The following is a 20,726-nucleotide window of genomic DNA, read 5'->3' as shown; positions in this document are numbered from 1 at the left end:
GCCGCGCCGGCCCTCCCGCCTCGGGAGGGCCAGGATCACACGGCCGATTTGGGTCCAATCGGGACGGCGCGGGGCACTCCCCCGCAGTTTTCCTCACCGACCCCGCCGCAAATCCTTGACACCCCCTGCCCGCGCTTCGTAAATCGCGGGCTCCGACGGACTGCTTCGGCAGCTGCCCAAAAGGCCTCACGGCCGGCAGCCACCAGGATCCGGGCGCATAGCTCAGCGGGAGAGCGTTCCCTTCACACGGGAGAGGTCCAAGGTTCGATCCCTTGTGCGCCCACCATTTAGCAAACAAATTCAGTAGCTTAGACTATCCATTCCCTTCCGATGTGCCCCAATTCCACGGGGGCACAATCCGGGCACACAAAAAATTAGGCTGCATCCGAGGCCGCGAGAACGGGCAGTCCGCGGTTCTTGGACAAGACGCCCGCCTGAATTTCTCTAACGGTCGACCTCACCAAACACGATATCCAGCGAGCCGAGGATGGCTGACACGTCGGCTAGCAAATGACCCCGGCACAGCATGTCCATCGCCTGCAGATGGGCAAAGCCGGGCGAACGGATCTTGCACCGATAGGGTTTGTTGCTGCCATCGGACACGAGGAAGACGCCGAACTCACCTTTCGGGGCCTCCACCGCGACATAGATTTCGCCGGGCGGGACATGGAAGCCTTCGGTGTACAGCTTGAAGTGATGGATCAGGGCCTCCATCGAGCGCTTCATCTCGCCTCGACGCGGCGGGGCGACCTTGTTGTCCTGGATCAGGACGGGACCCTGCCCGTCCGCAGCGCGCAGCTTGGCGATGCACTGCTTCATGATGCGGACCGACTGCCGCATCTCCTCCATGCGGATGAGGTAGCGGTCGTAGCAATCACCGTTGCGGCCGATGGGGACGTCGAAATCCATCTCGGCGTAGCAGTCGTAGGGTTGCGCCTTGCGCAAGTCCCAGGCTGCGCCCGAGCCGCGCACCATGACCCCTGAGAAGCCCCACTCCCAGGCCTGCGCAAGCGTGACGACACCAATATCGACGTTGCGCTGCTTGAAGATCCGGTTCCGGGATAGCAGGGCGTCGAGGTCGTCGACCACACGCAGGAATGGATCGCACCAGGCTTCGATATCGTCGATCAGCTTGGGCGGCAGGTCCTGGTGGACGCCGCCCGGCCGATAGTAATTGGCATGCATCCGGCTACCTGATGCACGCTCATAGAACGTCATCAGCTTCTCGCGCTCCTCAAATCCCCACAGCGGCGGCGTGAGCGCGCCGACATCCATCGCCTGCGTTGTGACGTTGAGGAGATGCGAAAGAATCCTGCTGAGCTCATGATAGAGGACGCGGATGAGCTGCCCGCGCCTGGGCACCGCGATGCCGAGCAGGCGCTCGATGGCCAGACAGAACGCGTGCTCCTGGGTCAGCGGCGCGACGTAGTCGAGACGGTCGAAATAGGGGATGGCCTGCAGATAGGTCTTCACCTCAATCAGCTTCTCGGTGCCCCGATGGAGCAGCCCGATGTGCGGATCGACCCGGCGCACGACCTCGCCATCGAGCTCCAGAACGAGCCGCAGCACACCGTGCGCTGCCGGATGCTGCGGGCCGAAATTGATGGTGAAGTTGCGGAAGCTCTGCTGCGCGTCGCTCATCGGTCCACCTCTCCCGCCGGCCTATTGCCCGCGTCGCGCTCGCGCGACCTGATCCGGCGAGATCTGCGCCGACTTGGCGCCGAAATGCGCCAGCACATAATTGGCCACCGCCGCGAGCTCGACATCGCGATAGGCGTGGAATGACGGCATCGCCGCCTCTACATGGTCGGTCCGGAATCGGGATCCCTGTAGCAGCACCTGGAGCAGATTGACGCCGGTCGGATCGTTCACGGTCTGGCTGCCCGCCAGCGCGGCACGCGGATCGTTGACGCCGGTACCGTCGAAGCCGTGGCAGCTTGCGCAAGCGCCCTGAAACACCTCGAGCCCAAGGGACTCCTGATCGTTCTCGGCGGGAGCCGGCGTGAGATGCGTCGAGTCGTTCAGCGATCGCGGCGAGGGGGCGACCGCGAGCTCGTGGGGCGCGGGATGCCCGGGCACGGTGCGCAGATAGGCGACCATCGCCTTGATGTCCTCCGGCGTCAGGTGGCTGAGGCTGTACTCCACCGCCTCGGCCATGCTGCCCGAGGCCGCGCCGTGGCCTTGCGCGAAGCCCTTGCTGAGATAGTCCGCAAGCGCCTGATCAGACCATGCGCCGATGCCCGCCGTCGCATCCGAGGTGATGTTGTAGGCCTTCCATCCCGCGGTGACGGCGCCCGCGAACTTCTGGCCGCTGTCCAGGCCATAGAGCTTGTTGCGCGGCGTGTGGCATTCGCCGCAATGGCCGAGCGCCTCGACGAGATAGGCGCCCCGGTTCTGAGCCGTCGACTGCCCGGGATCGGGATTGAACTGTTGACGCGGGACGAACAAGAGTTTCCAGGCGCGCAGCAGATAGCTTTGGTCGTAGGGTAATTTGAGCTGATGCGGCGGCGCCTCGGCATGCACCGGCGTGAGGCTGAACAGATAGTCCTTGATGGCGAGCGCATCCTCCGTGCTCATCAGCGCATAGGAGGCATAGGGAAAGGCGGGATAGAGATCCCGGCCGTCGCGTCCCACGCCATGATGCATGGCGCGCACGAACTCGGCGTCGCTCCACTGGCCGATGCCGGTGTCGCGATCGGGCGTGATGTTGGTCGCGTAGATCGTACCGAACGGCAGGTGGAACGGCAGTCCACCCGCATAGGGCCGACTGCTTCCGACCGAGTGGCAGGCGGCGCAATCGGCCGCCTTGGCGAGATACTCGCCGCGTTTGACAGAGTCGGCGCCCGTCGGCAGGCGCGAGCGCGCCTCTGCGACATCGGTGAGGCCGTGCGGCCAGAAGAAGAACGCTGCCGCGGCCGCCGCGAGCACCACCACGATCGCGAGGATCGTCAACCCGAGCCGGCGCATCAGCGATCCTCAGAAGCGAGAGCAGTCGTTCCTTGACGTGCATTCGAGGCCATCGCCTGGCTGGCGAGCCGGCCGCGGTCGAACGGGTAACGCCGCAGCCGCACGCCCGTCGCGGCGAACAGGGCGTTGCCGAGCGCCGGCGCGGCCGAGACCGTCGCAGTCTCGCCCACGCCGCCGGGGTCCTCAGTGCTCCTGATCACATGCACCTCGATAGCGGGGCTCTCGTGGATGCGCAGCATGCGATAATCGTTGAAATTGCTCTGCTGCACGCGGCCGTTCCGAAACGTGATGTCGCTGTAGAGCGCAGCCGTCAGGCCGAAGTTCAGACCGCCTTCCATCTGCGCCTTGACCTGGTCTGGGTTGATGGTGAGGCCGCAATCCATGACGGCAACCGCGCGCTGCAGCTTGATCTCGCCATTGTCCGCCACCGCCACCTGCAGCACGATCGCGAGATGGCTACCGAAGGAATCGTGCAGCGAGACACCGCGACCGCTCCGCGGCGGCAGCGGCGCGCCCCAGCCGGCCTTCTCGGCTGCCATTTCCAGCACCGCGCGTGATCGCGGGTTCTTGCCGAGCAACGCCTTGCGATAGTCGATCGGATCGCGCTTGGCCGCATGGGCAAGCTCATCGACGAAGCTTTCGACGACGAACACGTTGTGTGTCGGACCGACGCCACGCCACCAGGTGAAGGGGATCGGCGGATCGGCACGCGTCCAGTCGACGTGCACGGCCGGAAAATCGTAAGGCGTCTCTTTCGCCCCCTCAACAGCATCCGGATCAATCTCGCCCGGCGGCAATCCCTGCGGCATGTAGTGCGCCGTGATCGAACCGCCGGTGATGTGATCGACCCAGGCCAGCGGCAGACCGTCGCTGCCGAGGGCTGCCGACATGCGATCGTAATAGGCCGGCCGGAACATGTCGTGCTGTATGTCCTCCTCGCGGCTCCAGATGATCTTGACGGGGTAGCTGACATGCTTGGCGAGTTCGGCCGCCTGCTGAATGGAGTCCGCCTCGAGGCGCCGGCCAAAGCCGCCGCCGAGCAGCTGGTTGTGAACCGCGACCTTGTCGAGCGGCAGGCCGGTCGCCTGTGCGACGAGCTGCTGAGCAACCGTCGGCACCTGCGTGCCGACCCACACGTCACAACCATCCGGGCGTACGTGGATCGTGGTGTTGATCGGCTCCATGGTGGCATGCGCCAGGAACGGCAGCTCGTATTCGGCCTCCACGCGCTGCGCGGCGCGAGCCATCGCGCCGTCGACGTCACCGTCGTGGCGCGCGACGATGGCTTTCACCTTGCCGTAGGCGCCTTTGAGATCGTCGATGAGCTGCGCGCTCGACATTCCTGCGTTCGGTCCATCGTCCCAGGTGATGCGAAGCGCCGCGAGCCCCTGACGGGCTGCCCAATAATGGTCCGCCGTCACGGCCACCGCGTTGGCGATTCTGATCACATCGCGAACGCCCGGAATGGCACGGGCCGCGGAGTCGTCGACCGAGACGAGCTTGCCGCCGATGACTGGAGAGGCCGCCACCGCCGCCACCTTCATGCCGGGCACGCGAATGTCGATGCCGAACGTGGCGGTGCCGTCGGTCTTGCCCGGCGAATCCGTGCGCCGCGCTGGCGTACCGATCAGCTTCCACTGTGAGGGATCCTTCAGCGGCACATTCTGGGGCACCGGCTGCCGGCCGGCTTCGAGCGCAAGTTCGCCATAGCTCAAAGTGCGATTGGTGCGAACGTGCGTTACAACGCCCCGACTGGCCGTGCATTCGGTCGCAGGGACGCGCCAGCGCTGCGCGGCTGCCCCGATGATCATCGTGCGCGCCGCCGCGCCCGCCTGGCGCAGCGGACCATAGGCGCCGCGGATCGACGTCGAGCCGCCGGTCGTCTGCGACTTCAAGAGTGGCTGGCGATAGAGTTGCTCATTGGGCGGCGCTGTCTCCACTTGCACCTGGTCGAGCCCAGCTTCCAATTCCTCGGCGATCAGCATGGCCTCGCCGGTGTAGATGCCCTGCCCCATCTCGACATTGGGCACGATCAACGTGATCCGGCCATCCGGACTGATCCGCACGAAGCCGCCGGGTGCGAAACCTTCGAAGGCCGTGCCGGTCTGCCCCTTCCCGGTGACGTCCTGGATCTTGCCGAGGCCGGGCTGCTCGCCGGCGGCGTGCGCCTTGCGGCTGGCCGCGGCGGCAAAGCCGATGACGAGTCCTGCGCCGAGCAGACTACGGCGTGAGATGCGGTTTGGGATGTGAATATAAGCAGGCCCGGACATCGTGCCCCCCCTCAGACCTTTGAGGCAGTCTTTATTGCGGCGCGGATGCGCGGGTAGGTGCCGCAGCGGCAGACATTGCCGGCCATGGCGGCATCGATATCGGCGTCCGAGGGCTCTCGCTTGACGTTGAGCAAGGCCACCGCGGACATGATCTGGCCAGACTGGCAGTAGCCGCACTGGACAACGTCGAGATCGACCCACGCCTTCTGCACCCCCTGCCCGACAGGGTCTCTGCCGATCGCCTCGATCGTCCTGATCTGTCGATTGCCGACGGCGCTCACCGACATCACGCAGGAGCGCGCCGGCCGGCCGTCGACATGCACCGTGCAGGCGCCGCACTGCGCGATGCCGCAGCCGAACTTGGTGCCGACCAGACCAGCCACATCGCGCAGCACCCAGAGCAGCGGCATGTCGTCCGGGACGTCATAGCTCCTGATCTCTCCGTTGATGTTCAGATCGACCATGCCGCGAGCTCCGGGACCGTGCCTCATGCAAGCGGGGCGAATGCCTGATGCTCCCCGACGTTCCTATTCGAACCCGTCGCGGATCCCGCTCGCCTGCGAGACAACTACCGATCCGGACTCATGACTGACAGGAACCCTTCCTCACTGCGTCTGTTGCGGTCCGAGACTTACAACGTCTCATTCCCCAAGGAGGCCCTTCATGGCAGTCCAGATCGTGATGGACCGAGCCGGCGACAGCCGATACCCGTTCGATCCTGCGAGTGCGGCGCAGGTGGCGGAGGCTGAGTTGCGCTTTCAGCAACTGACTGCGCGAGGCTTCACGGCGACCGCCCGCGTTGCGCCAGGGCGCGTGGAGATCATCCGTTCGTTCGATCCGCGCGTGGAGGAATACGTGTTCTTCCCGCGGCTCGTGGGCGGCTAGCACGACCGGTCATGTTCAGCGTTGTCAGATCGGAGCAGCGTGCCCTGCGGCGCCGGCGCGCGGTGCGGACCCTGTATGGCCAGCACCGGTTCCACCGCACGCCGGCCGGCCGCGCGCAGCGTCTGTTACAACAATGGCTGACGCCGGCACAATGGAAGCAGTTTTGCTCGCGCGGCTATTTCGACGTGATCGGCTCCCACAGCGCTCGCCGCTACAGGATCTACAGGGGCACGGCGATGAATGTCTGCCTGCTCGACGAGCGCGGACGCGTCCGCCGCGGCCTCTGCTTCGTGCCGATTTACGACCTTCCGGCCGGCGACGTCATGCTCGCGCAGAAGCTCGCGCTCGAACTGTGCGAGGACAGCGCGCTGATGGTCGCACGAGAGTTCATCCCGCGCGCTCTCTATTGACGTGGTCTCCGTTGACACCTCCGTGTTGACATCTTCGTAGTGGGCCTGCGCGCGGCCGCAGCTAAAACTTCAGGAAGCTGCGCAGACCAAACACCAGGGCATCGGGAATCGCGGCAGCGCCGACCGCCGCGGGCGCCGCCGTGGGCGCATGGCCTCCGGGATGTCCGATGTACTGGAGGTCTGGCTGCAGCGTCCAATTGTCTGCCAGCTTCCATTGATAGGTGAGCTCAAGGGCGAGTTCATAGTCGCGGATCGGGCCGGCTCCGTGGCTCAACACAGCCACGTCGCGGCTGGCCTCGCGCGCGGCGCTGGAGATGCGCCCATAGGCGAGAGCGAGCCCTATGATGTCGTCGGAGCGCTGGGGCAGCGCGCCCTTGAACGTCATTCCGCCATCGACATAGAGGTCCACCAGGTTCCGATCAGCCGGGCTGACGCTTGCTCGCAGTAAGCCGCTGAGACGCCGGCTGCCGTCGTTCGGCATCTGCCAAAGATCCTGATCGAGCACGGCATAAAAACTCCAATTGCCACGATGCTGCAGCGGCGCTCCGGCATCAGCCGCAAGCAGCTGTCCGTTGATATCGGTCCTCTGATCGGCAAAGCTGCCAGAGTGATACCAAGCGCCGAGCTTCAACGAGCCGGGCAGCCCGCCCTGCTGGTCCGGGCTGCCACGTCGGCCACCCGCATCGGTCCCTTCCTGATTGGGATTGACCGCACGACGATGCGCTGGAGGCGCTTCGCCCCAGGCCGAGATGCCTTCTACGATCAAGAACGGCGGATCGTTGACGCGAAGCGCCAGACCAAGGGGATCACGCTGCACCGGATTGCCCGGCCCCGGACCGGCTGGATCACCATTGAAAACGGCCGCCCGCAGTGTGAAGGCGTCGGTCGCCGCGAAGGACAGCCGGACACCCGGCGTCGCCTCAGGATAGGCCGGACCACCGCTCGGCAGGTCCTGCGCAAATGATGTCGGCCAGCCGAAGGTCGAGTTCACGAACAGGTTTGCCGTATCGCTGGTCATGAACTCCTGCGCGGCGGTGAATTGCCCGACCCGCAGATTGAGCTTCGATCCGATCGCCTGCTCGATCCAGAGATTGAACAGCCGCAGTGACGGCGGCGCTTCGATGCCGCTCACACTCATCAGGTTGGCGAGATTACGCGCGCTGAATTGCGTGCCGAAGATGTCATGAATGCTGGCATGCGCCGTCGCCCCGCTCCAGCCGACCAGCTTGGCGAGATCGGCATCAATGATGGTTCCGAAGCGCCCATCGAAGCCTACGCCTTGCCTCACGCCTCCGCTCGGATTGGCAAACCCATCGCCGTAATAAGTAAAGGTGAAGCGGACGCCACGCTGCTCCAGCGCGCTGCGGCCGCCGCCGACATCGCTGAGATCGCGGAGCACGGTGGGCAACGCCGGCACGGTCAATTCGTCCGCTGCAGGCGATGGCGCGCCGTGCAACAGCACGAGCACGCCGCTCGCCCAGCAAGTTGCGGTGCCCCAGCGGCGAGACAAGTGAAACCGACCGCCGTTCGCCATGTGCGCCACCCATCCGCTTATCGCGAAACGTAGCGGTTTGTTCCTGGAGGCGAAACATCATGGGATAATGCCGGTGAGCCTCAAGCAGCTTGCGTCCAATGCGGCCCAATTTGTAGTCAAGATCAGCTCATCGTGCTCGCGGTCTTCTCGAGCGTCGCGGACCGGCCCTCGCCAAGCCTGCGGTATCATTGTTTGCCCAGCGATGCATTGATAGCAACCGCGGCTGTTCATCCAGCATGTCGCTGCCCCGTCACTGCGATGCCCTGCCTCGGTAGCTCCGGGATCACCGAATGATCTTGGCGCTGGTCCAAACGGAATCACCCGTGAGTTCCGTCTTGCCACCTCCTGCCGGCTGGAAGTTGGCGCCGATCGCCGCGCGCAGGGCAGCTGAGCGGCGTCAACGGCATTCTATTATGGATAATCGAGGCACCAATCTCGACATGGAACTGATAGACGCTGCCATTGACTTTCACTTTGGCACCGATGATCTGGTCGAGCTTCGCCGTATCGAGATCGCGGGTGGCACTGGGCCCAGTAGCGCCGCGACGATCACCGGGGGCCCAACTTCTCATCCACCCGCTTGATCTGAGAGAGCGGATATTTCCAATGAACTAGGGCGCTCGCTGGCGCCGCGGGCCGGTGCCGCATATGCTGAAAGTCCGAGCCACACCCGACGCAAGCGACACCAGTAGTGGCAGACATGCGGACGCGATTTGCGTCCACACGATTAGTCAACGGATGCGTAGTGCAGATAGTCAGGATCAAACATCGCCGCGCCCATCAGCGCATCGAAATCTGGCACGGTCAGGGTGCGGTCGCGCAGCACGATCAGGTCGGCGGAGCGCAACTCCTGCAAGGTACGATTTAGATGAACCACCGATAATCCGGTTGCATCGGCAAGATCGATCTGGGTGATCGGGAACTTGCAGCTGTCGCCGTCAACCAGCCCGACGGCGCGCAGCCGCGTCACCACTTCACAGAAGAGATGCGCGACACGCTCATAGGCATCGCGGCGGCCAAGGTTCAGCGTCCACTCGCGCTGGATCGCCGCATTGGAAAGCGTCTCGCACCAGAAGGCTTCGGCGAGCGTTCGATCGCCGACCATTAGGCTTTCGAAGCGCTCGCGGTCGAGCTCGGCGTAACTGACTGGCGTCAGCGCCGCAATCGAATGATCGAGCCGCTTCACGAGATAAATTTGCGCATCGCAGGTGTCGCCGGGCAGGACCAAATTGACGATCTGCCGGCGGCCATCCTCCAGCGTCTTGTAGCGCACAGCCCAGCCGGTCAGCATCATGCGGATTGTGGCCGCGGCGTCGCCCTCGGTGGCCAGCTCCTGCCCTGCCGAGGCGACCACGACATGGCCACGCATGGCCTGTTCGAGCTTCGCCGCCGCCTCCTCGGAGATCGCGCGGAATGCGCGCAGCCGGCGAAGCACGACATCCGCCGTGGCCGCGCTGATGCCTCGGCCGCTCATCGCTGTGATGTCGCGGGGCTCTGGACGAAACTGCGGCTGAGCGGAAGGATGATCTGGAATTGCAGGCCCGCCGGATTGAACGACAGCTGCGTCCTGCCCTTCAGCTCGAAGGCCAATGTCCGCTCCAGGATCTCGGTGCCAAAGCCTTTTCGTTGCGACGGCTTCACCTCAGGCCCTCCTCTCTCGCGCCATTCAAACACCAGTTCATTGGGATCGACGCTCTCGTCGATGTGCCAGCTGATCTCGACCCGTCCAGCCGGCTGGCTCAGCGCGCCGTATTTCACTGCGTTGGTCGCCAGCTCATGAATGGCGAGCGACAGGGTCTCGGCCGCCTTGGGCTGCAGCCGCATCGACGGACCAGAGATGCGCACTTGCTCGCCCTCGCGCGCCTTGTAGGCCATCAGCTCGTCAGCCAAGAGATATTCGAGATCGACGCCCGCTTCGGGATCGCGCGTCACCGCCGCCTGGGTGCGCGCCAGCGCGCCGAGCCGGCCATCGAGATGCGCGGCATATTCATCGACCGTAGAGCTGGTCTGGGCCGAGCGCCGCGCGATCGAACGCACGACACCGAGTGTGTTGCGCACGCGATGCTGCAATTCGGCCAGCAGCAGGCGCTGGCGCTCCTCGGCGCGGGTGATCGCGGTCACGTCGATGAAGGTCATCACCACGCCGGCGATGAAGTTGTCGACGCTGCGATAGGGCAGCATGCGCACGATGAAGCGGGTGCCGCTATCCGGCGCAGTCAGCTCGCGCTCGGCGCTCGCCAGCGTGCGCAGCACCCGGCGGATGTCCTCGTACAGCTCCTCGATCGGGATCTTGGCCTTGATGTGAGCGATCGGGCGGCCGACATCGGTCTCGACCAGATGCAGAACCTGGGTGATCGCAGGCGTGAAGTTCATCACGCGGAGATCGTTGTCCACGAACACGGTCGCGATCTGCGTGCTCTCGAGGAAATTCTTCAGGTCGCTGGTGGCGCGCGTCAGCTCCTGGACACGATGCGCGAGCTCGCCATTGACCGTCGTGAGCTCCTCGTTGACCGATTGCAGCTCCTCGCGCGAGGTCTCGAGCTCCTCATTGGCGGATTGCAGCTCCTCGTTCAGCGACTGATATTCCTCGTTGGAGGATTTGAGCTCCTCGTTGGTGCTCTCCAGTTCCTCGATCGTCGCCTGCAGTCGCTCGCGGGTCGCCCGCAGCTCGCTTTCGAGCCGCTCGACATGCTCGCTGCGCACCAGCGCGCTGTTGCCGCTCGGCAGCGCCGTGGACGGACGCAGCGGGCCATCCTTGAACAGCACGACGAAATTGCGGTGGCCGTCGGCCCCGTCCTCGACCGGCTCGACGGTGATGTCGACGCCGACCGTATGGCCGTTGACCCCCAGCATCACCTGGTCGGCATGCACGATCTGGTTGGAGTCGCGCGCATGGCCGAGCGCCGTGCGCAATTCGAGCCTGAGGTCGCGATGGACGAGGCTGAGCAGATCCAAGGTCGCAGCACCCGCGGTCGGCTCGATGAAGCGGCCGGTGCGGCCGGAGAAGTGCAGGATCTGGAAGTTGCCGTCGGTGATGACATAGGCGGGCGCATAGCGCTCGGCGATGCGCTGCGCCTTGCGCTCGAGCCCGACATCGGCGTTGACAGTCCGGATCGTCGGCATCTCGACGGTTGCGCGCCCCGCAGCCGTGCTGATCGGAAATTCCGGCGGCAGCCGCGAGCCGCTGTCGAGCTTGCGGAAGATGCGCGCGCGGCGGTCGACCGGCGCGAACAATTTCGGATGCCGGGTGACGTTTTCCGAATTGCCGAGGAACAGAAAGCGGCCAGGCAGCAGCGAGAAGTGGAACAGCGGGATCACGCGGTTCTGCAACTCGGCGTTCAGATAGATCAGCAGATTGCGGCACGACACCAGATCGAGCTTGGAGAACGGCGCATCCTTGATGACGTTGTGCTGGGAGAAGATGCACATCTCGCGCAGCTCCTTGACCACGCAATAGGTGTCCCCCTCGCGCACGAACCAGCGTGCCAGCCGCTCCGGCGTAATGTTGCCCTCGATGTCGGTGCGGTAGCGGCCGACCCGCGCCGCGGCCAACGCCCGGCCGTCGATGTCGGTGGCGAAAATCTGCAGCGACGGCGGCGAGTCGAGCTTGGCCGCATGCTCCCGCAACAGGATGGCGATGGAATAGGCCTCCTCGCCGGTCGCGCAGCCCAGCACCCAGACCCGGATCTGCTGCCCGCTCTGCTTGCCGGCGAAGATCTGCGGAATGACGTCCTGCTCCAGCACCTCGAACTCCCGCTTGTCGCGGAAGAACTCGGTCACGCCGATCAGGAGGTCGTTGAACAGGTGCTGCACCTCGTCCTTGTCGTTGCGGAGGAAATCGACATAGGCCGCGATGTCGCTGATCTGCACCACCTGCATGCGGCGCTGCACCCGGCGCAGGAAGGTGTTCTGCTTGTAGCCGTGAAAATCGTTGCCGGTCTTGTTGCGCAGGATGTCGGCGATGCGGCCGAGCGAGGCGGCGGCCGCGGCAAGCACCTCGTCGAAGCCCTGGCGCTCCTCGAGCCGGCGCAGGTGGCGGGCATAGACCTGGATGTGGTCCGCGATGTCCTCGGCCGGCAGCACGAAATCCGCGATCGCGGCGGCCCGGCTGCTGTCCTGCAGCTCCTCTTCCCCTTCGTCCGCGAGGCGCTCGGCGAGCGCGAGCCCGCCATGATCCTTCAGCACGGCGACGCCGAGCGTGCCGTCACCGCCGGTGCCGGCCAGGACGACGCCGATCGCCTGCTCCGCACGCTCCTCGGCGAGCGACACCAGGAGGCTGTCGATGGTGGCGCGCTCGCCGGGCGCCTGCGGGCTTTGCCGCAGGAGGACGCGGTTGTCCTGCAAGGTCGCAATCATGTTCGGCGGGCAGAGATAGATCGACTGACCTTCGAGCTCGGCGCCATCCTCGAGATCCCGCAGGCGGACGCTCTCGAGCGGTTGCAGCACCTGGCGCAGCCAGGCCCCGTCGAGCGCTTCGCGATGCTGCAGCACCAGCACCATGGCGAGATCCTGATCGAGCGCGGCCTTGGACAGGAACCGGGCGAGGCTCGCCGTATTCCCGGTCGAGGCGCCCACACCGATCACCAGCGGACGCCGCTTCTTGTCGCCAGATTGAGACACGCCTTCGGTCGTCATACCCTGTCGCAAATCAAATCCGCCTCAGCCAAAAACAGAAACAAACTAGCCGATCCGTCCTGCAAACAAAATAGCCGCAGGACACCGCCAACGCAGCAAGAAAGCATGCTTTCCGCCGACGAATCCGGCCCGCGCGGCTTGATCTGCCGCAACATCGATGGTGCCGGTTTCCTCTACCCGTTGATCCATGACCGAGCCACTCAGCCTACCGATTCTGCAAATGCAGCTGGACCGTTTGGTTCCCGGCCAGGGCCTGCATCTGGCGACAGCGGATGTCGAGCGGATGTTCGGCTACAACGATGTCGCGACCGGGCGTATCAGGAACTTCGCGGACGGGCATGGCTGCATGTTCGCCTGGTGTGCGACGGGCGTGCAGTTCGTGAAGCTGCCCCGCCGCGACGGCTGACGCATCGCCACCGGCGCGCGCAGGCCGCCCGGCGGCCCTGCGTGTCAGGATTTCAGCTCGCGCTGCTGGCGGAGGCGCAAATAGGCCAGCCGTTGCTGAATGAGCGCGCGATGCCGCTCCCACTCCGCCAGGCTCTCGCGTATCAGCACCGCGAGCCGCTCAGCCTCTTGCTTGGTCCTGTGGCCAACCGAGCTGGCGCAAGGCTGGCCCATGTCGGCGATCAGCCGCTCCTGGTTGCGCAGACGCGTCCGCCCCTTCAGAATGTCCGCGACGGCCTTGCGCAGCTGCATCTCCTCGGCACGGATCTCGGCCGCCGTGGTCTCGGCCGAAAACATCGGGGCATCTCTCCCCATCTTTCACCCCCCTGTCGCCGCCGGCAGATCGAGCGACTTGAGGACGACCTGCCTGATCAGATCGGCATAGCGCCTGTACTCGATGCATCTGTCGTCGTACATCTCGGCAATCGCGGTGCGGCCGCTGGCGCGCGCATCCTCGGCCATGCGGCGCACCAGCTCCGCGCGCTCCTCGATGATACGCAGCGCCACCCGCATCGCCTCGTCGACCCGGCTCTCCTGCTCCCTGGCCAGCACGTCGGCCGTGAAGGCGTGCCCCACCTGGCAGCGAAACCGCAGCGGCTTGTCGACGGTGACGTGCGACAGCACGCCGCCGCAGCTCGGGCAGGTCAAGGCCGCCGGTCTGGAGATCGTCCCGAGGGTCTCGCTGTCGATGCGCTCGCCGGCTGCGATGTCCACCTCCAGGCGGATGTCAGGCGGAGCGGGCCCCGCCGCGTCGGCCTTCGCCTTGGTCAAGCCGGCGAGGACATCGCCGATCTCAGCGCCCGGCAGGCAGTAGTCGACGGAACTGGCTTCGAGCGCACGCCGCGGCATCTCATCAGCAAGCGCATCCGTCGGCGCCTGCACCATCGCCACCCCGCCGCAGCGCTTAATGGCGTTGAGGCCGGACGCACCGTCTGATAGAAGACCACTTAGGATAATACCGATGACCCTGGGCCCATAATGCAGCGCAGCAGATCGGAACAGGGGATCGATGGCCGGACGAACCATGTTCTCGCGTGGGCCGCGGCCGAGCATGATCTCGCCATTCACGACCAGCAGGTGATGATCGGGCGCCGCGAGATACACCGTTCCGTTTTCGATCGGCATCCCATCCATGGCATGCTTGACCGGAAGGCAGCCTGCGGCGTGGACGACTGTCGACAGGATGCCGATTCCGCGTGCGGGAATGTGTAGCACGACAAACACCGCGGCGGGGATATCAGGCGGCAGCCGCCCGAGAATCTCCTTCAGCGGTGCGGTTGCTCCCGATGAGCCGCCGATGACGATGATGTCTCGGTTGAACAAGATCCGATCCTTCTCGAGCGTCGCACAGGAACACGGGTTGTTTTGTACCGTTGGGCGACAAGGTATTTGTCCATCAGCCGTTCCTATCAGTCATTCTCATAGGAGAACTTCATGCATCATGGATCGGCCATTCCGCGGACGTCCTCACAGCCATTTGCCGGACGATCGATCCTGATTGTCGAGGACGAGTATTTTCTGGCCGATGATCTCGCCGATGAGTTCCGGCGCCGCGGCGCTGAGGTGATCGGACCGATGTGTGATATCGACGAGGCGCAGGCGCTGCTGCGGTCCGGGCAATCGTTCGATGCCGCCCTGCTCGACATCAATGTCCGCAGCGAGATGATCTTCCCGGTGGCGCGCATCCTGCGCGAGCGCAACATTCCATTCGTCTTTACGACTGGATATGACAAGGCGTCCATACGGCCCGAATTCGCCGACGTTCCGCATTGGGAAAAGCCGATCGATATCTCGTCCGTGGCCGACTTTCTTGCGGCGAGGCTGCGCGAGCATTGATATCTCGACCTGACGTCTCCTCGCGTCTCGCTCACCGCGCGGCGATGGCACTGGCAGACCGCCGTGCCATCGCCTGCTTGCCGTTAGCGGCAGCGGTGCATGCGGCCGTCCACGCCCTGCACCATGGCGCCGCGCGGGCATGCGACCCAGTTGCCGGCGACGTTGCCGGCCGTGTAGGTGCCGACATTCGACTCATCGCCATCGCCCCCGCCGCCCATCATCGCGTAGGAATTGTCCCAGCCCGAGTTGCCCCAACCGCTGTCCCATGCTCCCGCTGGCCTGAACGGAGCGGTGGCGATCGCGCCGGCAGCCCCCACCGCCCCCCCGATGACGTCGCCCGCAGCCTCCGCCGGCCAGAAGCCGTTGTCGCTGCGCCGTGCGTGAGCGCGGCTTGCGCGAGAGTGGCGCGATCGGTTCAGATCACGGCGGTTTTCAAGCGTCGGGCCTGTGCCGGTGTAGGGGTTGCCAGGTCCGAGGTTCTGGCAGTTCGCGTTCGGGAATTCCGCCTCGCAACGACCGGGATCGCTGATCACCGATTGCGCCAGCGTGGGAGCAGCACTCATCGCAGTGAGCGCGACTGCTCCAAGTATATGCTTCATCATTGTCATTCCAGATTTCCTCATATGATTCGATGTTGTTGCCGTATCGGTCGTCGCCGTGTGAGCGTCTGCGGCTAAGCGGAGCCGCATCTCAACGTTCCAATGAACTTACGATCGGCTTCAGCCTGATGAGATGCGGGCGATCGCCGTCTCCCGCACGATCCATGCCGATGGCGCATGAGCCGGCACGCGCGAGGCACTGAACGTATCCGACAACACGCAATGCGGTCGGGGCCGCAAGCGTGCACGGCCTAAGGGAGCTGCTACCGAGCATCATGATTGCCGATCCCGCTCCGCTGAGATGGTCAGCAACGACGCACGCGGGAAGGTTAGGCCGCCATCGCGATGGCGACTGGCCTCAGACTACCGCGCCGAACCCAAGTTCTTCCTTACGGCGATATCTCGTCGCCGAGGACCGCGGCGGTGCCGGTGAACCTCGCCGACCTGACGCCCTGCATGAATCACGGACGCCGTGGAGGATAGCGCGTAGGCCCTCTCAGAAATGCCTCGAGCTGCGCGATCGCCTCGGCCTCGCGCGCCCGCGCCAAGAGCTGCACCTGATCGGCACCCGGCGGCATCTGCTTAGCGGCCTCGCGCGCCGCATGGGCCGTCTGCAGCAGACGTTCGCCGAGGGACAGGGTCTGCTTGACCCGGCGACGCCGCTTCTTTCGATAATCGACTTCCATACTCGTCCCGCGCTGTTAGAAAAAGTACCGGCATCATTTTGCCGGTCGAGCGCAGGACTGCAGCAACATAGGTAAGCAAGGCCAAGTATTCCAAGCGGGTCTATACTGACGCTCGAACACCGCGGCACTGGAACTCCTTTCCGTCCGCGTCAATCCGCCTGCGCTCCGCTCACCAATCTCGCGCGGAGATCGCCGAGGAAAGCCGTGAGCGCCTGATCCGCGCTCGCCGTATCGGCGGGAGACAGGCTGGTGATACCCCAGCGCGCGAGGATCGCCTCCTGGACCGGATTCCGCAGGGGAGCGAAAACGAAGGAGCGCGGTCGATCGTGGCGGTAGCCCGACTCCTCCCAGATCTGCCAGATCCGATACAGCAGCAAGCGGATGTTGGGATCGGACATGCTGTAGCCGACGAACAGAATAGTATTGGCCAGCGCGTCCGCGCGAAGCTTGAGATCCAGCGGTGAGTCGAACGACAGCCGTTTGAGGAAGTCCGTTTCGGTCAGCACGAGCGACGCATCGTCGTCGAAATCGCCGTGGTACTTGACGATCTGGGTGACACCCGCCGGAGCCGAAGCGATCTCCTTTGCATTGCTGATCTTGGCGTATGGCTTGCCGCACACCTCGAATGCCGTTTCCAGATTGCGGTCATAGTTGGTCGTGTAGATCACCGGGAAGTCGAGATCGACAATCAACCGGTGAAGGTGTGATTGCGCGATGCAGTCCGAAGCGACCCGCCAATTGCGGTCAAGCCAGCTGCGCAGCGGACCGATGCCGCCTCGCTCGAGACGATAGTACTCCGCCAGCATCTGATAGCCATCGCGCATGCCGTCGATGACGTCGCACTCGAGTTCGAGCTCCTCGACAAGATGATCGATCAGCGACTGCCAGGATGGCAGCCCGACCGTCATCGACACGCCGGCGCCAACAAACAGGATGGCATGCCGGCGCCGCATCGCAGACACCAGCACGTCCTGCGCCAGACGCGGCTCACCGCTGTGTTGAATCAGCTCCATGCGAGACAAACGAGAACAACAAGCGGCGTTCCTACCAACCGCCCTCGCCCGACAGGTCCTGCTGTCCGAAGTGCAGCGTCGCCTCAAAGGCCCAGGAACAGCCAATCAGACCGCCGGTTCTCCTGTAACCGTCGAAATCGTTTTATGATGTCCACAGACCACAACATGGCTGCATTGTTTCAGGCGATCGATATTGCGACCGGCTATCTGCTGCGACGTGGCTGCAGTCCGACAGAGGCGAATGCTCTGGTCGGGCGCCATGTCCCACGTCTCTTCGAGCAGGGTGAGCACCGGCCGCTCATGGTCGCAAACAGAGCCCTGGCGCAGATCGAGCGCGAGCTTCGCGAGCGGCCGAGAGACACGATCGATCGCTGAAGCTCCAGGGGATCTCCGTCTGGAGCAGGCAATCTGCTTCACGGGCGTTCTCAATCGTCAGCAGGGATCAGGCACGCCGCCGCCGAGACCCGGTCACGGGCCGGCTACCCGGCTTGTTCGATTCCCTGGCGGCGCCTGAGGGTGGACTGAGACTCCGGACGGAGATGCGAGTGATCCCATCTCGGATGACCGCCGATGACCGCAGCCGGGCTGCCATCCTGAATGATCCGCCCGTTCTGCAGCACGATGATCCTGTCGAACGCCTCCAGGGTCGCAAACCGATGGGTCGCCGAGATGATGGTCCGGTTCGCAAATGCGCCTGCAAGGGCTTGACGCAGCGCCCGCTCGGTGTCGACGTCGAGCGCCGAGGTTGCTTCGTCCAGCAGCAGAATGGGCGCGCTCTTCAGTAAGGCCCTGGCAATCGCGATGCGTTGCCGCTGCCCCCCCGATAGCACCGTGCCGCCCTCGCCCACGATTGTGCGGAGGCCATCCGGCAGTTCATGGATGAAGCCGCATTGCGCGATCTCTGCAGCCGCCATGATCTCCTGCTCTGTCGCATCAGGATGGCCGTAGCGCAGGTTTTCGAGGATGGTGCGGTGAAACAGGCCGACATCCTGCGGAACGAAGGCGATCAGGTCGTGCAAGCCCTGCTCGGACATCGCAGCAAGCGGCTGGCCGCCGAGCCGGATCTCGCCGCGCTGGGGATCATGCAGCCGATGCAAAAGCGCGAGCAAGGTCGACTTTCCTGCGCCGGACTCGCCGATGATGCCGACGCGCTGTCCCGGCGGAATGTCGCAGCTGATGTCGCTGAGGACCGGATCATCTGGACGGTAAGCAAAGCCCAGGCGGGAGATTTGGATCTGGGGCGGCTCGCTGCGCCCGAGGTGGATGGTCCCAACGGTAGGCGTGGAATGGGCCTCCAGCACCTCCAGGGTCTCCCTGATCACGGCAATCTGGTTGCTGGTGCCGATGAGGGCCATCGCAAGATCGCGCGAGCCGTGCAGAATACGGAAGGTCAGCGCGCTGACCAGCACCACGTCACCTGGCGAGAACGCGCCGATTGTCCAACGATAGACGGCCCAGCCGAAGATGCAGGCGGCCGACAGCCACAGGAAGAAATCGTGCAGCATCCTGCTCTTCTCGAGATAGGTCCAACTCCGCCCCTGGGCGTCGGCCTCCTCATGCAGGATCGCCGAAAGCCTCTGGTGCTCGCGGTGCCGCATGCCGAACATCTTGACTGCGCGGATGTTGGCGATCGTATCGATGAGCTCCCCGGACGCCCTGCCCGCCTGTCTTGCATAAACGTGGTGCAGCTGCCTGCCCCGCAGGCCAAACACAAGGAGCCCACTGCCGATCGCGATGACGAGCGCGAACACCGCAACCGCCATGCCGATATCCATGATGCTGAACAGCACCAGCGCGCCGACGAAGTCGACGCAAGGCGGCAGGATGTTCCAGATGAACGTGTTCATGATGGCGCCGAAAGCGCCGCTGACCGCCGTGATGCGCGAGCCGAGCGCTCCAGAAAACACTTCGGCGAAAAAGCCCAGCGGCTTGGCGACCAATCGCTCGAACAGGTCGAGGCGAATCTGCACGCCGGCGCTGACGATTGCACGGGCACCCAGCCAGCCGGCGACGCGCCAGCAGATCGTCTCCACGGCGACGATGGAGATGAACAGCCCGAAGGCCAGCAGCACCGCGTCAACCCGGCGCTCGGGCGCGGCCATCGCATCCACCAGCGCCTTCATCTCATATTGAACAGCGATCGCGCAGGCGCCAGCGACCACGACGCAACCAAACAGCGGCGCAAAATGCTGGCGCTTGGCCTTGACGTAGGACCAAACGAACGCCAGGGGACCCGCTTCCTTCGGATCATGCAGGCGCGGGCTCACGAGCTTCGGGCGCAGCATAGATATCGCCTCTGTCATGCCGAAGCGAAACTGCGATCAGTGACGTCAGGCGCAACGCGCTGCTCGGCGTCCCGGATGCGCCGGAACGTGGCAAGCGCCTGCCCCACGACCTGGTCCATGTTGTAGTACTGATAGGTCGCGAGACGGCCGACGAAATGGACATCGCTCTGGCTCGCAGCCAGCGCCTGATACTTGCGGTAAAGCGCGCGATTGCTGTCGCAGGGGATCGGATAATAGGGGTCGCCGATATCCGTCGGATGCTCATAGGTGATCGTCGTGAACGGGTGCACCTGTCCTGTCAGATGCTTGTATTCGCTGACACGCGTGAACGGCTCGTCGCCGGGGTAATTCACGACCGCCACGTCCTGATGCCACTCTTTCGGCAACGTCACGTGCTCGAACCGTAGCGAGCGATACGGCAGCGCTCCGTAGCAGCGATCGAAATACTCATCGACGGCGCCGGTGAAGATCAGGTTGCGGTATGGGACGAGCTTCTTGATCATGTTGAAGTCGGTCTGCAGCATGATCGAGATCCGAGGATTGTCGAGCATGCGCTCGAACATCCGCGTATAGCCGTCCTTGGGCATAAATTGATGGCTGTCGCCGAAATAGCGGTCATCGGTGTTCGCGCGCGTCGGCACGCGCGCCGTCACCGACTTGTCCAGCTGCGAGGGATCGAGCCCCCACTGCTTGCGCGTATAGCCTCTGAAGAACAGCTCGTACAGCTCGCGGCCGACCCGGTCGACGACGACGTCTTCCGAGGTTCGGATCGTATCGATCGACTCGCGACGGCTTTCGTAGAACGCTTCGGCTTCCTCCTCCGTCGACAGCTGCAGGCCGTACAGACGATTCAGCGTGGTGCGGTTGATCGGAATCGGCAGCTGCTGCCCCTTCACGCTCGCCCGTACCCGGTGCTCATAGGACCGCCACTCGGTGAAATTCGACAGGTACTGAAATATCTCGCTGGAATTTGTGTGGAAAATGTGCGGGCCATAGCGGTGCATCAGCACGCCGGCCGCGTCGTAACAATCATAGGCGTTTCCGCCGATATGCGGTCGCCGGTCGATGATCAACACGGTCTGCTTCAACTGCGTAGCAAGCCGCTCTGCGAGCACGCTTCCTGCAAATCCTGCCCCAACGATCAACCAATCGAACACGGTCA

At 64.3% G+C, this 20,726-nt stretch carries 19 protein-coding genes and 1 tRNA gene; 5 read left to right on the top strand and 15 right to left on the bottom strand.

Features of this window, described 5'->3' with window-relative positions:
* Nucleotides 1-211 precede the first annotated feature (211 nt).
* A tRNA-Val gene (locus BRAO375_RS07540) sits at nucleotides 212-286 on the top strand.
* 158 nt (nucleotides 287-444) lie between these two features.
* Here BRAO375_RS07540 and BRAO375_RS07535 read toward each other — a convergent pair.
* From BRAO375_RS07535 to BRAO375_RS07520, 4 genes are read right to left on the bottom strand one after another with little or no spacing between them, the layout of a single operon-like run.
* Complete coding sequence (locus BRAO375_RS07535) at nucleotides 445-1,641, bottom strand: NADH-quinone oxidoreductase subunit D (RefSeq protein WP_009026872.1); 1,197 nt, start codon at nucleotides 1,639-1,641, stop codon at nucleotides 445-447.
* A 21-nt stretch (nucleotides 1,642-1,662) separates the two neighbouring features.
* Complete coding sequence (locus tag BRAO375_RS07530; protein ID WP_009026871.1) at nucleotides 1,663-2,967, bottom strand: c-type cytochrome; 1,305 nt, start codon at nucleotides 2,965-2,967, stop codon at nucleotides 1,663-1,665.
* Nucleotides 2,967-5,237: a xanthine dehydrogenase family protein molybdopterin-binding subunit gene (locus tag BRAO375_RS07525; protein WP_009026870.1), complete on the bottom strand. Its 2,271-nt coding sequence runs from the start codon at nucleotides 5,235-5,237 to the stop codon at nucleotides 2,967-2,969. Before BRAO375_RS07525 ends, BRAO375_RS07530 begins: the two co-directional genes overlap by 1 nt.
* A gap of 11 nt (nucleotides 5,238-5,248) precedes the next feature.
* Nucleotides 5,249-5,701 carry a (2Fe-2S)-binding protein gene (locus BRAO375_RS07520; protein ID WP_009026869.1) on the bottom strand — a complete coding sequence of 151 codons (453 nt, stop codon included), beginning with the start codon at nucleotides 5,699-5,701 and terminating at the stop codon, nucleotides 5,249-5,251.
* Between the two features lie 199 nt (nucleotides 5,702-5,900).
* On the opposite strand from BRAO375_RS07520, the gene BRAO375_RS07515 reads away from it, so the two are divergent.
* Both BRAO375_RS07515 and BRAO375_RS07510 read left to right on the top strand, forming a co-directional pair.
* Entirely contained in the window at nucleotides 5,901-6,122 is a 222-nt protein-coding gene (locus BRAO375_RS07515; RefSeq protein WP_009026868.1) for a hypothetical protein, read from the top strand.
* Between the two features lie 11 nt (nucleotides 6,123-6,133).
* Complete coding sequence (locus tag BRAO375_RS07510; RefSeq protein ID WP_052536071.1) at nucleotides 6,134-6,532, top strand: hypothetical protein; 399 nt, start codon at nucleotides 6,134-6,136, stop codon at nucleotides 6,530-6,532.
* A 61-nt stretch (nucleotides 6,533-6,593) separates the two neighbouring features.
* Here BRAO375_RS07510 and BRAO375_RS07505 read toward each other — a convergent pair whose 3' ends face one another.
* The 3 genes from BRAO375_RS07505 to BRAO375_RS07495 form a co-directional block, all read right to left on the bottom strand.
* The gene (locus BRAO375_RS07505; protein ID WP_052536070.1) at nucleotides 6,594-8,000 is read right to left on the bottom strand and encodes a carbohydrate porin; all 1,407 of its coding nucleotides are present in this window, start codon (nucleotides 7,998-8,000) and stop codon (nucleotides 6,594-6,596) included.
* A gap of 793 nt (nucleotides 8,001-8,793) precedes the next feature.
* Nucleotides 8,794-9,540, bottom strand: coding sequence for a Crp/Fnr family transcriptional regulator (locus BRAO375_RS07500; protein ID WP_009026865.1), 747 nt, complete (start codon nucleotides 9,538-9,540; stop codon nucleotides 8,794-8,796).
* The gene (locus tag BRAO375_RS07495) at nucleotides 9,537-12,701 is read right to left on the bottom strand and encodes a CheR family methyltransferase (protein WP_009026864.1); all 3,165 of its coding nucleotides are present in this window, start codon (nucleotides 12,699-12,701) and stop codon (nucleotides 9,537-9,539) included. Before BRAO375_RS07495 ends, BRAO375_RS07500 begins: the two co-directional genes overlap by 4 nt.
* 187 nt (nucleotides 12,702-12,888) lie before the next feature.
* Here BRAO375_RS07495 and BRAO375_RS07490 point away from each other — a divergent pair, with 187 nt between their 5' ends.
* Nucleotides 12,889-13,107 carry a hypothetical protein gene (locus tag BRAO375_RS07490; protein ID WP_035647623.1) on the top strand — a complete coding sequence of 73 codons (219 nt, stop codon included), beginning with the start codon at nucleotides 12,889-12,891 and terminating at the stop codon, nucleotides 13,105-13,107.
* A gap of 44 nt (nucleotides 13,108-13,151) precedes the next feature.
* On the opposite strand, the gene BRAO375_RS07485 is transcribed toward BRAO375_RS07490, so the two are convergent.
* Together BRAO375_RS07485 and BRAO375_RS07480 are read right to left on the bottom strand one after the other, a co-directional pair.
* Nucleotides 13,152-13,442, bottom strand: coding sequence for a hypothetical protein (locus BRAO375_RS07485; RefSeq protein ID WP_009026862.1), 291 nt, complete (start codon nucleotides 13,440-13,442; stop codon nucleotides 13,152-13,154).
* Between the two features lie 21 nt (nucleotides 13,443-13,463).
* A complete protein-coding gene (locus tag BRAO375_RS07480; protein ID WP_009026861.1) occupies nucleotides 13,464-14,468 on the bottom strand; it encodes a chemotaxis protein CheB in 1,005 nt (334 codons plus the stop codon).
* Nucleotides 14,469-14,579: 111 nt separating this feature from the next.
* Here BRAO375_RS07480 and BRAO375_RS07475 point away from each other — a divergent pair, with 111 nt between their 5' ends.
* Nucleotides 14,580-14,981 (top strand): response regulator, encoded by a 402-nt coding sequence (locus BRAO375_RS07475; RefSeq protein ID WP_009026860.1) that lies wholly within the window; start codon nucleotides 14,580-14,582, stop codon nucleotides 14,979-14,981.
* Between the two features lie 83 nt (nucleotides 14,982-15,064).
* Here BRAO375_RS07475 and BRAO375_RS07470 read toward each other — a convergent pair whose 3' ends face one another.
* The 6 genes from BRAO375_RS07470 to glf all read right to left on the bottom strand — a co-directional run bounded on the left by BRAO375_RS07470 (nucleotide 15,065) and on the right by glf (nucleotide 20,721).
* On the bottom strand, nucleotides 15,065-15,589 hold the full coding sequence (locus BRAO375_RS07470) for a hypothetical protein (RefSeq protein ID WP_009026859.1): 525 nt from the start codon (nucleotides 15,587-15,589) through the stop codon (nucleotides 15,065-15,067).
* Nucleotides 15,590-16,041: 452 nt separating this feature from the next.
* The gene (locus BRAO375_RS07465) at nucleotides 16,042-16,266 is read right to left on the bottom strand and encodes a hypothetical protein (protein WP_009026858.1); all 225 of its coding nucleotides are present in this window, start codon (nucleotides 16,264-16,266) and stop codon (nucleotides 16,042-16,044) included.
* 149 nt (nucleotides 16,267-16,415) lie between these two features.
* A complete protein-coding gene (locus BRAO375_RS07460) occupies nucleotides 16,416-17,279 on the bottom strand; it encodes an SIR2 family NAD-dependent protein deacylase (RefSeq protein WP_009026857.1) in 864 nt (287 codons plus the stop codon).
* A gap of 105 nt (nucleotides 17,280-17,384) precedes the next feature.
* The gene (locus BRAO375_RS37270; RefSeq protein WP_139031333.1) at nucleotides 17,385-17,696 is read right to left on the bottom strand and encodes a hypothetical protein; all 312 of its coding nucleotides are present in this window, start codon (nucleotides 17,694-17,696) and stop codon (nucleotides 17,385-17,387) included.
* Between the two features lie 62 nt (nucleotides 17,697-17,758).
* Complete coding sequence (locus BRAO375_RS07450; RefSeq protein WP_009026855.1) at nucleotides 17,759-19,564, bottom strand: ABC transporter ATP-binding protein; 1,806 nt, start codon at nucleotides 19,562-19,564, stop codon at nucleotides 17,759-17,761.
* A 14-nt stretch (nucleotides 19,565-19,578) separates the two neighbouring features.
* Nucleotides 19,579-20,721, bottom strand: a complete 1,143-nt coding sequence (gene glf, locus BRAO375_RS07445) for a UDP-galactopyranose mutase (RefSeq protein WP_009026854.1) — start codon at nucleotides 20,719-20,721, stop codon at nucleotides 19,579-19,581.
* Nucleotides 20,722-20,726 lie beyond the last annotated feature (5 nt).

The organism is Bradyrhizobium sp. ORS 375, from assembly GCF_000239775.1.
Classification (GTDB): Bacteria; Pseudomonadota; Alphaproteobacteria; order Rhizobiales; family Xanthobacteraceae; genus Bradyrhizobium.
This window is presented reverse-complemented; position numbering and strand designations above follow the sequence as displayed.